10 protein-coding genes and 1 pseudogene are annotated in these 12,585 nt (G+C 70.0%); 4 read left to right on the top strand and 7 right to left on the bottom strand.

Going from position 1 to position 12,585, the window contains the following annotated elements; translation table 11 throughout:
* Window positions 1–72 precede the first annotated feature (72 nt).
* The 4 genes from KU887_RS33745 to KU887_RS33730 form a co-directional block, all read right to left on the bottom strand.
* Window positions 73–2,334, bottom strand: coding sequence for a molybdopterin cofactor-binding domain-containing protein (locus KU887_RS33745; RefSeq protein ID WP_258258563.1), 2,262 nt, complete (start codon window positions 2,332–2,334; stop codon window positions 73–75).
* On the bottom strand, window positions 2,334–2,834 hold the full coding sequence (locus tag KU887_RS33740; RefSeq protein ID WP_006498476.1) for a (2Fe-2S)-binding protein: 501 nt from the start codon (window positions 2,832–2,834) through the stop codon (window positions 2,334–2,336). The genes KU887_RS33745 and KU887_RS33740 overlap by 1 nt, the downstream gene beginning before the upstream one ends.
* A complete protein-coding gene (locus tag KU887_RS33735; RefSeq protein WP_258258561.1) occupies window positions 2,831–4,117 on the bottom strand; it encodes a cytochrome c in 1,287 nt (428 codons plus the stop codon). The genes KU887_RS33740 and KU887_RS33735 overlap by 4 nt, the downstream gene beginning before the upstream one ends.
* 328 nt (window positions 4,118–4,445) lie before the next feature.
* Window positions 4,446–4,718: a UBP-type zinc finger domain-containing protein gene (locus tag KU887_RS33730; protein ID WP_124701410.1), complete on the bottom strand. Its 273-nt coding sequence runs from the start codon at window positions 4,716–4,718 to the stop codon at window positions 4,446–4,448.
* A gap of 228 nt (window positions 4,719–4,946) precedes the next feature.
* Between KU887_RS33730 and KU887_RS33725 the strand changes: the two genes are divergently transcribed.
* Window positions 4,947–6,218 (top strand): NAD(P)/FAD-dependent oxidoreductase, encoded by a 1,272-nt coding sequence (locus tag KU887_RS33725; protein WP_258258560.1) that lies wholly within the window; start codon window positions 4,947–4,949, stop codon window positions 6,216–6,218.
* Between the two features lie 25 nt (window positions 6,219–6,243).
* Here the strand turns inward: KU887_RS33725 and KU887_RS33720 are convergent, their stop codons facing one another.
* Both KU887_RS33720 and KU887_RS33715 read right to left on the bottom strand, forming a co-directional pair.
* Complete coding sequence (locus KU887_RS33720; RefSeq protein ID WP_077057192.1) at window positions 6,244–7,680, bottom strand: efflux transporter outer membrane subunit; 1,437 nt, start codon at window positions 7,678–7,680, stop codon at window positions 6,244–6,246.
* Window positions 7,677–8,717, bottom strand: coding sequence for an HlyD family secretion protein (locus tag KU887_RS33715; RefSeq protein ID WP_080323839.1), 1,041 nt, complete (start codon window positions 8,715–8,717; stop codon window positions 7,677–7,679). Before KU887_RS33715 ends, KU887_RS33720 begins: the two co-directional genes overlap by 4 nt.
* Before the next feature lie 83 nt (window positions 8,718–8,800).
* Here KU887_RS33715 and KU887_RS33710 point away from each other — a divergent pair, with 83 nt between their 5' ends.
* Window positions 8,801–10,381 carry an MFS transporter gene (locus tag KU887_RS33710; RefSeq protein ID WP_058903715.1) on the top strand — a complete coding sequence of 527 codons (1,581 nt, stop codon included), beginning with the start codon at window positions 8,801–8,803 and terminating at the stop codon, window positions 10,379–10,381.
* Window positions 10,382–10,472: 91 nt separating this feature from the next.
* On the opposite strand, the gene KU887_RS33705 is transcribed toward KU887_RS33710, so the two are convergent.
* On the bottom strand, window positions 10,473–11,453 hold the full coding sequence (locus KU887_RS33705; protein WP_077057074.1) for an alpha/beta fold hydrolase: 981 nt from the start codon (window positions 11,451–11,453) through the stop codon (window positions 10,473–10,475).
* A gap of 366 nt (window positions 11,454–11,819) precedes the next feature.
* On the opposite strand from KU887_RS33705, the gene KU887_RS33700 reads away from it, so the two are divergent.
* Both KU887_RS33700 and KU887_RS33695 read left to right on the top strand, forming a co-directional pair.
* A complete protein-coding gene (locus KU887_RS33700) occupies window positions 11,820–12,251 on the top strand; it encodes a DUF3331 domain-containing protein (RefSeq protein ID WP_006498468.1) in 432 nt (143 codons plus the stop codon).
* A gap of 64 nt (window positions 12,252–12,315) precedes the next feature.
* Window positions 12,316–12,486: pseudogene (locus KU887_RS33695) on the top strand (alpha/beta fold hydrolase); the annotation flags it as partial.
* Window positions 12,487–12,585: the final 99 nt, after the last annotated feature.

Here is a 12,585-nt window from a genome sequence, read left to right as displayed (position 1 = left end):
GCGCCGGTGCGTGCCGGCGTCGTCTTGTCTCGTGTCGGATATAGGGTGTCGCGCAGCGGCGTGACCGACCCGCTAGGCGTCGATGCGCTTTCTCAACGCGTCGCCGGCGAACGGCATTTCGCGCATGCGCTGCCCGGTCGCGTCGAAGATCGCGTTGGCCAGCGCGCCGGCGGTCGGCCCCATCGACGCCTCGGCCGCGCCCAGAAACGGCGCGCCGGGGCGATTGACCAGATGGACCTTCACGTTCTGCGGTACGGCCGAGAAGCGCAGGATCGGGTAGCTGCTCCAGTCGAAGCTGCGAATCCGTTCCGTGTCGTACTTCAGCGCCTCGTACAGCGTCCAGCTCGCGGCCTGCACGATGCCGCCCTCGATCTGGTTGCGGATGCCGTCCGGTGACACGATCTGGCCCGCGTCGACGGCGGCTTCCGCGTGTTCGAGCGTCACCTGGCCGGTTTCCGGCACGACCGATACCTCGACCGCGATCGCGACGTAGGCCATCAGGTTCTTGTACTTGCCGAACGCGAAGCCGACGCCGCGGTTGCGCGCGCGCGGCGGCCGCGGCCAGCCGAAGTGCTTCGCGGCGAGCTGGATCACCTGCCGCGCGCGATGGTCTTCCATGTGACGCAGCCGGAATTCGACCGGATCGACGCCGGCCGCGCGCGCGAGCTCGTCCATGAAGCTCTCGATCGCCCAGACGTTGGTGTGCGCGCCGAGCGAGCGCATCGCGGACGTCTGCAGCGGCATCGTCGGCGAGAAGTTGTTGACGATGTGCTGGTTCGGCAGCGTATACAGCGGAATCGCGTTACGGTCGCCGCCGCCCTCCGGCTGCAGCATCGGCGTCGACGGCGCGGGGACGAACGGCGGCTCCAGCATGCGCGCGGGCAGCAGCCGGCCGGCGTTGACGATCCGCTCGTTGTGCGAACTGCTCCACAACGCATAGTTCCAGTCGACGATGCGGCCGCTCGCGTCGAGCGACGCGCTGACCTCGGTCACCATCGCGGGCGTGAAGTGATCCCACGTGTGTTCCTGTTCGCGCATCCATTGCACGCGAATCGGCTTGCCCGGCATCGCGGCGGCGATCAGCGCGGCATGCGCGGCCGCGTCGTCCGCCGCGTTGTGGCCATAGCAGCCGGAGCCCTCGGTGTGAATGCAGCGCACGCTCGCCTTCGGCATCGACAGCATCTCCGCGAGCGCGTCGCGCAGCGGGTAGACGCCCTGCGAGTGGGTCCACACCGTCATCATCCCGTTCTCGAGATGCGCGACCGAACACGACGGCCCGATCGACCCGTGCAGCAGGTAGTTCTTCAGGAACGTCGCGTTCAGCGTCTTCACGGCCGGCGCGGTGGCCGCGTGCGTGTTCGCGATCTCGATGCGCTGCGTCGAGATCCGTTTCAGATCCGCGTGCACGGTGCCGCGCTCGGGCAGCTTGCGGCCCGGCGACCAGCGGCAGCCGGCGGCGAGCGCGCGCTGCGCGACCACCGCCTGCCACTCGCCCTGCGCGACCACCGCGAGCATGCTGCCGTTGCGCACGATCCGCACGACGCCGGGCAGCTTCAGGATCGCGGCTTCGTCGAACGACAGCAGCGTCGCGTCGTATCCCGGCGGCATCACGACGCGTGCGTGCAGCATGCCGGGCAGCTGCATGTCCTGTACATAGCTGACGCCGCCCGTGACCTTGTTCGGGATGTCGACGCGCGGCAGCGACGTGCCGATCACGGCGAACGTCGCCGGGTTCTTCAGCGGCGACGTGGGCGCCGCATTGCGGTGCAGGTCGACCGTGCGGATCGCGTCGCCGTAGGTCAACGTGCGGCCGTCGGGCGCCTTGATCACCGCGTCGGCGGTCGTCAGCACGCGCGGATCGACGCCGAAGCGTTTCGCCGCGCCTTCCACCAGCAGCGCGCGCACCTGCGCGGTCGCGTTCAGCAGCGCGGAGCCGCTGTCGACCATCGTGTGGCTGCCGGCGGTCAATCCTTCGTCCGGCGACGCGCCGGTGTCGGCGGTCAGGAACGTGATTAGCGACGGCTTCATGTCGAGTTCCTCGGCGGCCACCTGCAGCAGCGCGGTGCGCACGCCGGTGCCGAGCTCGACCTTGCCGGTAAACACGGTGACCTTGCCGTCGGGTGTGATCTTGACCCACGCGTCGAGCAGCGGATTGGTCTTCAGGCTGCCGGCGAGCGCCTGCGTGGCTTTCGTCACGTGCACGGCCGCGCCTTCGTCGGCGATCACCAGCTGCGCGGCCGCGCGCGACGCGGGCGCGAGACTGAACGCGACGAACAGCGCGCCGGAGACGATGAAATGCCGGCGGCCTTCGTCGATGTCGTCGTGGGAATTCATCAGAGCCCCTTGCTGATCGTGACGGGAGCGGAAGCCGGTTCGGGGGCCGGCAGCCCCGCGACCGAGCGCACCGCCGCGAGAATCCGCATGTGCGTGCCGCAGCGGCACAGGTTCGGTTCCATGTGCGTGCGCAGTTCCTGTTCGGTCGGCTTCGGATTGCGTTCGAGCAGCGCCTGCGCGCGCATGATCATCCCGGCGATGCAGTAGCCGCACTGCGCGGCCTGATGCTCGATGAACGCGCGCTGCAGCGGGCCCGGATGCTCGGCGGTGCCGAGGCTTTCGATGGTGCGCACGCTGCGCGCGCCGACCGCGGCCACCGGCATCAGGCACGAGAAGGTCGGCTTGCCGTCGACGATCACGGTGCAGGCGCCGCATTGTCCGAGGCCGCAGCCGAATTTCGCGCCGTGCAGGTGCAAGTCGTTGCGCAGCGCGTACAGCAGCGGCGTGGACGGATCGATGTCCAGCGTGTGCCGCACGCCGTTGACGGTGAGGGTAATCATCGTACGGTGTCCTCTTTTCTGAGCTTCGCGGCCATCGCGTCGACGCCGGACCATGCGGGACGATCGGTATAGGTCTCGCGCACGTACGCGGCGAGATCGGCGATCTGCGCGTCGTCGTACTGGTCGATGAACGACGGCATGTAGTTGAGCGTGTCCTCGCCGTGCCAGCCGATGCCGTTGAACATCATCTGGATCGCGTTGCGCGGCGTATCGGCGTTGACCGCCGTGCTGAACGAAAGCGTCGGCCGCTCGCCGATCGACTGCATCGGCGCGGCCGGCCCGTGGCACTGCGCGCACGACGCCTGGAACAGCGTTGCGCCGCGCTGCGCGGCCGGCGTCGTCGCGGCGCGTTCGACCGCGTTCGCGGCGGCGGCCGCACGCGCATGCGCCGGCTTCTGGATCGACAGGATGTAACTGGCGATCGCCTCGACGTCCTCCACCGGCACCGTCGCGAGGTCGCGCGTGACCGGCAGCATCGGCCCGGCCGCCGCGCCGTGCTCGCTCGCGCGGCCGGTACGCAGGTAGGTGACGAGCTGCGCCTGCGTCCACGGCCGCGCGGCCTGGCCGAGCGCATTGAGCGGCGGTGCTTCCCAGCCGTCGACGATGCCGCCGTCGAACGCGCGGCCGCGCTGCTCGCCGCCGATCGCGTTCAGCGGCGAATGGCACGACGCGCAGTGGCCGAGCCCGTCGACGAGCATCCTGCCGCGGTTCCATTGCGCGGACTGCGCCGGGTCCGGCTGATACGCGCCTTCGCGCAGGAACAGCACGTTCCAGAACGCGACCAGCGGCCGGAAGTTCAGCGGAAAGACCAGGTCGTTGGCGGGCGCCGTCGCGTGTACCGGCTCACGCGTCATCAGGTACGCGTACGCGGCCGCGATGTCGTCGTCCGACATCCGCGTGAAATGAATGTACGGAAACGCCGGGTAAAGCGGCTGCCCGTTGCGTCCGATGCCGGTGCGCAGCGCCCGGGCGAACGCGTCGCGCGACCAGCGGCCGATCCCCGTTTCGGCGTCCGGCGTGATGTTGGTCGCGTAGATCGTGCCGAACGGCGTCGCGAGCGGCAGCCCGCCCGCGAACGGCTTGCCGTCCTTCGCGGTGTGGCACACGATGCAGTCGCCGAGCGCGACGACGCGCGCGCCGGCGCGTACCAGCTGCGGATCGAACGACGCGGGGGCGGGCGGATCGATCGGCGCGATCGACGGCCGCACCATGATGCCGATCGCGACCGCGAGGCCGACGACCGCGATGCCGGCCGCGCCGAACCAGAGTCGTTTGTGCTTCATGCGTGCTCCGGGCGACGCGGTGCGCCGCAAGCGATGCGAGGCGCGGCGACACCGGACGATGAGTGTCGGCCGTGCGGGGTCGTCCGATGCGGCCGCGAGCGTGTTGCCGAGCGGCGGTGATTGGCGGCGGGGATCATGTTGTCACTCCAGCAGTCGATAACGGGCGCACGCGCCGTTCTGCGCGGCAGCTCATGAACGGCAGTCTACGCAGCGGCCGCGATCATTGCCTGAAGCGGCGCTGAAACGTTCTGAACGGTGTCCGGCCCCGGATCGGCGCCCGGGGGACGATGACGGGCGGCCATCGTCCGCAGCCGCCCCGCACGTCGCGTTACGACGGAACCTCGCCCGCGACGACTTCGTCCGCGTAGCACCAGATCCAGCGCTCGCCGGGCTCGATCGAGCGGACGAGCCGGTGGCCGGTGTCATGGAAATGCCGGCTTGCGTGGCGATTCGGCGACGAGTCGCAGCAGCCGACGTGCCCGCAGATCAGGCACATCCGCAAATGCACCCAGCGGCTGCCCGATCTGATGCATTCCTCACAGTAGTCCTTGTCGGTGTCGAACACGCGTGCTTCGTCGAGATGCGTACAGGCGTTGGCCATCTTGCGCTCCGATGCCGGCGCGGGAGCGACGCTTGCGGCGGGGCCGGCGCGAGGCCGCAAGCGGGACGGATACCCGACATTGTGCGGCGTGGCGGCGCGGCCGGACCTTAATTGTCATGAAGCGGCCCGCGCGGCGCGTGCCGGCGGCGTACAGTCGCGAATGCGTCCGGCCGCGGCACCGGCCGGGCCGCATCCGGCATTCGACATCGACATCATCGGGAGGCGTTCATGGATCAACCGCAACACGTGCGGATCGTCGGCCTGCCGCGCAGCCGGGACGCGTACGCGATCCGCGATTTCCTGCAGCGGCGCATGATCGCGTACGACTGGTGCGAGCTGACATCCGACGCCGATTGCGCGCAGGTGCTCGGCATCGCGCCGCTGCGCGACATCCGGCTGCCGGTCGTGATCTTTCCGGACGGCTCGCGCCTGTACCAGCCGACGCTGGCCGAGATCGCCGCGCGGCTCGGCTGGGTTGCGCGCCCGCGCTTCGTCGAATACGACGTGTCGATCTACGGCGCGGGGCCGGCCGGGCTGTCGGCGGCGGTCTACGCGGCGTCCGAAGGGCTGCGCGCGGTCGTGATCGAGCGCGGTGCGATCGGCGGGCAGGCCGGCACGAGTTCGCTGATCGAGAACTACATGGGCTTCCCCGACGGCATCCCGGGCGCGGAGCTCGCGGAACGCGCGCGCGAGCAGGCGGTGAAGTTCGGCGTCGAGCTGCTGACGATGCGCGAGGGCGTGCATGCGACGTTCGTCGACGGCAAGATCCGCGTCGAGCTCGCCGACGGGTCGATCCTGATCGCCCGCGCGAACATCTGCGCGACCGGCATCGAATATCGCAGCCTCGGGCTGCCGGAGGAACCGGCGTTTCTCAACGCGGGGCTGTTCTACGGCGCCGGGTCGAGCGAAGCGCCGATGTGCGCGGGCGAGCAGGTCTTCATCGTCGGCGGCGGCAATTCGGCCGGCCAGGCCGCGATGAATTTCTCGCGGCATGCGCGTCAGGTGACGATGCTCGTGCGCGGCGCGTCGCTCGCCGACACGCTGTCGCGCTACCTGATCGACCGGATCGAACGCACGCCGAACATCGAGGTCCGCTACCGGTCGAGCGTCGCCGCGCTGCACGGCGACGGCTGGCTCGACGCGATCGAGCTTCGCTCGGCGGACGGCACGCGCGAACGGTTGCCGGCCACGCGCCTGTTCGTGTGCATCGGCGGCGCACCGAATACCGACTGGGCGAAGGACACCGACATCATTCGCAATCCGGACGGCTATCTGGTGACCGGCGGCGATCTGTACGATTGTCCGGCGTTCGAGCGCGTGTGGCCGCTCGAGCGTCGGCCGTACCATCTGGAAACCAGCGTGCCGGGATCGTTCGCGGCAGGCGACGTGCGATCGGGATCGGTCAAGCGCGTCGCGTCGGCGGTCGGCGAAGGCGCGATGGCCGTGACCTTCGTGCACCGGTTTCTCGGCGAGGATGCGCATCGCCTCGCGCTTGCCTGACGCGCTCGCGGGCCGTTCGATGCCGTCATCGCGCGTCGGCTTGCGTCGCGTCATGCAGCCCGCCCCGGCCGGCGCGCGCCGACGGTGTCCACCCGCCGCCCAGCGCACGCACGAGGCTCACCGTCGCGACGGCCAGCGCCTGCCGGCTGTGAATCAGCTGGCGCCGCGCATTCAGTGCGTCGCGATCGGCGTCGATGACTTCCAGGTAGCTGACGTAACCGTGCGCGTAGCGGCTCAGCGATAGCCGCGCCGCCGCGTCCGTCGCGCGCGCCGCGCTGTCGTAGCGCACGATCCGCTCCTTTTGCGCGGCGATGTCGTTGAGCGCATCCTGCACGTCGCGCAACGCACCGATCGCGGTCGCGCGATAGTTGGCGTCGGCGACGTTCGTGCCGGCTCGCGCGGCGGCCACCGCGGCATCGCGCTTGCCGCCGTCGAACAGCGTCAGCGCGACGTTCGCGCCGAGACTCCACAGCGAGCTGTTGCGGTCGAGAAACGAGCGCAGGTCGCGGGTGGCGAAACCGCCGTCGGCGGTCAGCGTCAGCGTCGGCAGCCACGCGGTGCGCGCGATGCCCAGTTCGAGCGATGCCGCATCGGCGCGCCGCGCCGCCGCGAATACGTCCGGGCGTTGGGCGAGCAGCGCGGACGGCAGCCCGGCCGGCACCTCCGGCACCTGCACGGGCACGGCGCCCGCGTCGACGTCGAACGCGGTCGGCGACACGCCGGTCAGCACTGCAATGGCGTCGACGAGGTTCTCGCGCAGCCGGCGGCTCTCCGCGAGATCGGCATGCGCGGTATCGAGATCGGCCGCTGCGCGCAGCCCGTCGAGATCGCTCGCCGCGCCGGCCCGCACGCGGGCGGCGATCACGTCGAGCGCGGTGCGCCGCAGCCCGATCGCGCGCGTGAGCGTCACGAGATCGTCGTCGACGTAGCGCAGCGTCAGATAGTCGACGGCCACTTCGGTCGCCACCCGCAGACGCACCGCATCGCGGTCGGCCGCCGTCTGCAGCAGGTTCTGTTCGCTGACGTCGGCATCGCCCCGCAAGCGGCCCCATAGATCGACTTCATAACTCGCGGCGACGGGAACCGACCAGTTGTGCATCGTGCGCTTCGGCAGCGCGTTGTCGACCGTGCCGGACACTCGCGTGCGGCTGAACGACGGGTCGACGCGCACGGTCGGCGCCAGCGCGGCCTCGCGCACACCGAGCAGCGCCTGCGCCTGGTCGACGCGCGCGGCCGCCGCGCGGATGTCGAGGTTGTGCGCGAGCGCGGCGTCGACGAGGCGGCCGAGCTGCGGGTCGCCGAACCACACGGGCCACGCGGCGAGCGACGGCGCGCGCGCATCGGTCGCCGGATCGGCATGGCGGAACCCGTCGTGTCCGACCGGGACGGGCGCGAGCGGCTGCGGTGCGATCGAGCACGCGGCCAACAGGCTCGCGGCGAGCAGGGCGAAGACGCGCGTCATCGCGATTCGCTGCCGGGTTGCAGCGTGACGACGACCGACAGCCCGGGCCGGATGCGCGGCTCCGTCGCGGCCGGGCCGTCGAGCAGGATCTTCACGGGGACGCGCTGCGTGACCTTCGTGAAATTGCCGGTCGCGTTGTCGGGCGGCAGCAGCGCGAACTGCGCGCCGGTCGCGGGCGACAGGCTGTCGATGCGGCCGGTGAACGCGCGCTGCGGCAGCGCATCGAAGCGCAGTTGCACGGCGTCGCCGGCACGCACGTGCCGTAGCTGCGTCTCGCGGAAATTGGCGACGATCCACGGATGCGGCTCGACCAGCGTGAGCAGCGCCTGGCCGGGCGCGACATGCTCGCCGGTCTCGACGGTCTTCTTGCCGACGTAGCCGTCCGACGGCGCGACGACCGCCGTGTAGCCGAGTTGCAGCAGCGCGTCGCGCAACTCGGCGTCGTTCTGGCTCGACGCGGCAGCGGCGGCCTGAGCGGCGGCGAGCGCGCTGCGCCGTTGCGCATCGGCCGCCGCGACGCGCGCGCGGGCGGACTTGCGTGCGGCATCGGCCGCATCGAATTCCTGCTTCGACAGGCCGCGCGGTGTCTCGCGGGTCAGTTCGCGTGCACGGGCGTAATCGAGCTCGGCCTTTTCGGCATCGGCGTGCGCCGACACGAGCGCCGCGTCCGCCTGCTCGATCAGCGCGCGTGCGCGGCTCGCATCGGCATGTGCCTGGGCGACGCGGGCGCGCTGCGCCGCGACGCGCACGTCGAAGTCGCGCCGGTCGATCTGCACGAGCGCGTCGCCCGCATGCACGAACTGGTTGTCGTCGACGAGCACACGCTCGACCGTGCCGGTGACGCGCGGCGAGATCACGTGCAGATGGCCGGTCACGTACGCGTCGTCGGTGCCGCGATCGCGTGCGTCGAACTCGTACACGAGCAATGCGACGAGCAGCAGCGCGATCACGGCGATCGCGACGACGGCCAGTCGCCGGGAACGCGCGGGCGCAGCGGGCGACGGTGCGGGAGAGGGTGCGGGAGAGGGTGGGGTCATGATCGGCAAACTCCGTCGTACGGGCAGGATTCGACGCACCGCGTTATGCTTGCGCCAGCTTGACAGGCGGGAGCCGCTCGACGATGAACACGACGTTCGCCACCGGCAGTGCCGTGCCGGCGCCGGCCGCAGGCCCGGCCTCCGACATTCCGACGTTTCGGTCGATCGCCGCGATCGCGGCCGTGCTGCTCGGCGCGATCATCGCGACGCTGACGTCGCGCATCACGTCGCTCGGGCTGGCCGACGTGCGCGGCGCGCTGGGCATCGGCTTCGACGAAGGTGCGTGGATCAACACCGCGTTTACCGCGTCGCAGATGTTCGTCGGGCCGCTCGCGATCGCGGCGGCCTTCATGTTCGGCACGCGCCGCGTGCTGGTCGCGGGCGCCGTGGTGTTTCTCGGCGCGGAAAGCGTGCTGCCGCTGTGCACGCAATTCGGCGCGTTCATCGTGTGCCAGGCGATCGCGGGGCTCGCGTCCGGCGTGTTCGTGCCGCTGACGGTCGGCTTCGTCGTGCGCACGCTGCCGCCGCGGCTGATTCCGTTCGGCATCGCCGCGTATGCGATGAATCTCGAGATGTCGCTGAACCTGTCGGCCACGCTCGAAGGCTGGTACAGCGAACATCTGAGCTGGCGCTGGCTGTTCTGGCAGAACGCGGCGCTGACCGTGCCGTTCATCGCGTGCCTGATGCTGTCGCTCGCCGACGAGCCGATCAAGCGCTTCGCGTCCGGCATCGATGCGCGCGGGATGCTGCTCGGCGCGGGCGGCTTCGCGTGCCTGTGCATCGCGCTCGACCAGGGCGAGCGGCTGTTCTGGTTGCAGTCGCCGCTGATCGTCGCGCTGCTGGCCGCCGGCATCCTGATGATCGCCGCATTCCTGATCCACGAACTCGCGTCGCCGCGCGCGGGCATTGACCTCGGGTACCTCGCGCGGCCCAACATCGCGCTGCTGATCGTGCTCGTCGGGCTCGTGCGCTTCACCGTGCTCAACACGAGCTTCATCCCGTCGCTGTTCCTCGCCAGCACGTACGGCCTGCGGCCGTTGCAGATCGGCGACACGCTGCGCTGGATCGCGATCCCGCAACTGCTGTTCGCGCCGTGCGTCGCGCTGTTGCTGCAGCGGGTCGATCCGCGCCGGCTGATCGTCGCCGGCTTCGCGATGGTGGCGATCGCGTTCGCGCTCGGGTCGCGGCTCACGCCGGTGTGGGCCGAGCCCGACTTCATCCCGTCGCAGTTGCTGCAGGCACTCGGTCAGACGATGGCGCTCACGTCGGTCATCTTCTTCTTCGGCAAGCACGTGACGGCCGAGCATGCGTTGACGTTCGGCGCGGTCGTGCAGGCGACGCGCCTGCTCAGCGGGCAGCTCGGCACGACGTCGATCGCGGTGATTCAGCGGATCAGGGAGGCTACCCATTCGAATCTCGTCGGTCTGCATGTGTCGCTGTCGGATCCCGAAACGCTCGAACGGCTGCGAGCCGGCGCGGGGTCGCTGGTCGCGCATGGCGCCACGTTCGCGACCGGCAACCAGGCGGCCTATGCGCTCGTCGATCGCGCGGTGCGCGTGCAGGCCACGACGCTCGCGCTGGCCGACAACTTCCGGGTGGCGATGGCGTTCGCGCTCGCCGGCGCGCTGCTCGGCATCCTGTTGCGCCCGGTGCGGGCGCCGTAAGTGTGGCACCGGACGGTCTGAAATTTCCTGAAAAGTCCTGAACGGCGCGTCCGTCGCGGCGGCATGCGCGCCGCCGCGACGGACCGCGCGCTTACGCCTGCAGGAACGCAAGCAACTCGGCGTTGATGCGATCGGCGTTCACGACGCACATGCCGTGCGAGCCGCCTTCGATCACCTTCAGCACCGCGTGCTTCACGAGCTTCGACGACAGCCGGGCCGAATCGTCGATCGGCACGATCTGGTCGTCGTCGCCGTGCAGCACGAGCGTCGGCACGTCGATCTTCTTGAGGTCGTCGGTGTAGTCGATTTCCGAGAACTCCTTCACGCACAGGTACTGGCCATGGATGCCGCCCATCATGCCCTGCGACCAGAATGCGTCGATCGTGCCCTGCGACACCTTCGCGTTCGGCCGGTTGAAGCCGAAGAACGGCACGGCCAGATCCTTGTAGAACTGCGAGCGGTTCTCCGCGACGTTCTTGCGGATGCCGTCGAACACTTCCATCGGCAAGCCGCCCGGATTGGTCGGCGACTTGACCATCTGCGGCGGCACCGCGCCGATCAGCACCGCCTTCGACACGCGTTTCGTGCCATGGCGGCCGATGTAGCGCGCGACTTCGCCGCCGCCGGTGGAGTGGCCGACGAGCGCGGCTTCGCGCACGTCGAGCGCGTCGAGCAGCGCGGCGAGATCGTCCGCGTACGTGTTCATGTCGTTGCCGCGCGACGGCTGGCTCGAACGGCCGTGGCCGCGGCGGTCGTGCGCGATCACGCGATAGCCGTGCTGCACGAGGAACAGCATCTGCGCGTCCCACGCGTCCGCGCACAGCGGCCAGCCGTGCGAGAACACGACCGGGCGGCCGCTGCCCCAATCCTTGAAGTAGATCTGCGTGCCGTCCTGAGTGGTGATCGTGTTCATCGTGTGCGCTCCTGAGTGGGCTGAAGAAGGGCTGCGCGAAGGCGCGCCGGCCGCGGCCGCCATCGCGGGCAGCGCGACTGCGGCAACGGCCGTGGCACCGGCAAGCAGCATGTCGCGGCGGCGGGCCGACGAAACGGCGTCGGTCTGTTCGGGATGCATGTGGACTCCTGAGGTATGCGGCGGCGAGGCCGCACGGGATGGTGGATCGGTGGCGGCTGGCCGTGGCCATCCCGCCCGGCAGCCGGCCGGCGTGCGCCGTCGCGCGTCGATGGTGGCGCGCGGACGAACGAATGCCGTCGGGAGCGTAATCCGGCGTGGTGCGCGCCGTACTGAAATCCGGCTGAATTCTCTTGAACGCCGCGGCGCCCCCAACGGATTTGCCGCACTGCAGAAAAATTAAGCCCGCGACCGGGACTCTTCAGCGCACGGCGGCTATCGTCAGCATCGGGTCGTCGGCACACGTCGCGCGCCACGCGAACGGGGCCGACGACCCGCGCCGCCCGTCACCTGCCTGAATAAGCCGCCATGGACGCCTTCAATCGCTGGGAGCACATGATCACGTCGCTCGGACCGCTACCTGCCACGGGGAGCCGGATGCCGCCGCTGCCGCGTACGCGAGAGACGGACGGCTCGCGTCGCCCGCATCGGAACGATGCGCCGGTGCCGTCGAGCGGCGACGTGCGCCGCCGCAGCGCGATCGTCGCCGTCGAGCGGCAGACCGATTCGTCGATGCTGGTGTCGTGGAGCGATCCGACGCGTTGCCGCTACGACGAACAACGCTGGATCAGCGCGAAGGCGCGCAGGCTGGCGCGCTGCGCGCTCACCGGGCAACCGATCCGGGTCGGCGACGCGATCTACAAACCCCAGTGGCGCGGCGAGAAACGCCCCGCGAACTGCCGCGAGATGGTGCTCGCGACGGCGCTCGAGCAGTTCGTTACCCGGCAGTCCCGGGCATGACGCGCCGCGCCGCACACTTCGGCCGCGTCCATGGGCGCGGCTTCCCTACTCGAAAGGAACCTTCATGAGCACGTTCGCCACCCGCGACGGCGTGTCGATCCACTACAAGGACTGGGGCAGCGGCCGCCCGGTCGTGTTCATTCATGGCTGGCCGCTGAATGCCGACATGTGGGACGTGCAGATGCATCATCTGGCGTCGCACGGCCTGCGCGGCATCGCGTACGACCGACGCGGCGACCGCGAAACTCGTTCCGAATTCGACGCTGAGCGTCTATGAAGGCGGCCCGCATGCGCTGTACCTGACGTACGCGACCAGGCTGAACGACGAATTGCT

The organism is Burkholderia sp. EMB26 (genome assembly GCF_024730645.1).
Classification (GTDB): Bacteria; Pseudomonadota; Gammaproteobacteria; order Burkholderiales; family Burkholderiaceae; genus Burkholderia; species Burkholderia cenocepacia.
The sequence above is the reverse complement of the archived record's forward strand: the minus strand, read 5'-3'. Positions and strand labels throughout refer to the sequence as shown.

Coding starts and splice junctions, on each gene's coding strand:
- KU887_RS33745 (WP_258258563.1), bottom strand. CDS start 2,334: ATGAATTCCCACGACGACATCGACGAAGGCCGCCGGCATTTCATCGTC.
- KU887_RS33715 (WP_080323839.1), bottom strand. CDS start 8,717: ATGACCCCACCCTCTCCCGCACCCTCTCCCGCACCGTCGCCCGCTGCG.
- KU887_RS33710 (WP_058903715.1), top strand. CDS start 8,801: ATGAACACGACGTTCGCCACCGGCAGTGCCGTGCCGGCGCCGGCCGCA.
- KU887_RS33735 (WP_258258561.1), bottom strand. CDS start 4,117: ATGAAGCACAAACGACTCTGGTTCGGCGCGGCCGGCATCGCGGTCGTC.
- KU887_RS33720 (WP_077057192.1), bottom strand. CDS start 7,680: ATGACGCGCGTCTTCGCCCTGCTCGCCGCGAGCCTGTTGGCCGCGTGC.
- KU887_RS33730 (WP_124701410.1), bottom strand. CDS start 4,718: ATGGCCAACGCCTGTACGCATCTCGACGAAGCACGCGTGTTCGACACC.
- KU887_RS33700 (WP_006498468.1), top strand. CDS start 11,820: ATGGACGCCTTCAATCGCTGGGAGCACATGATCACGTCGCTCGGACCG.
- KU887_RS33725 (WP_258258560.1), top strand. CDS start 4,947: ATGGATCAACCGCAACACGTGCGGATCGTCGGCCTGCCGCGCAGCCGG.
- KU887_RS33740 (WP_006498476.1), bottom strand. CDS start 2,834: ATGATTACCCTCACCGTCAACGGCGTGCGGCACACGCTGGACATCGAT.
- KU887_RS33705 (WP_077057074.1), bottom strand. CDS start 11,453: ATGCATCCCGAACAGACCGACGCCGTTTCGTCGGCCCGCCGCCGCGAC.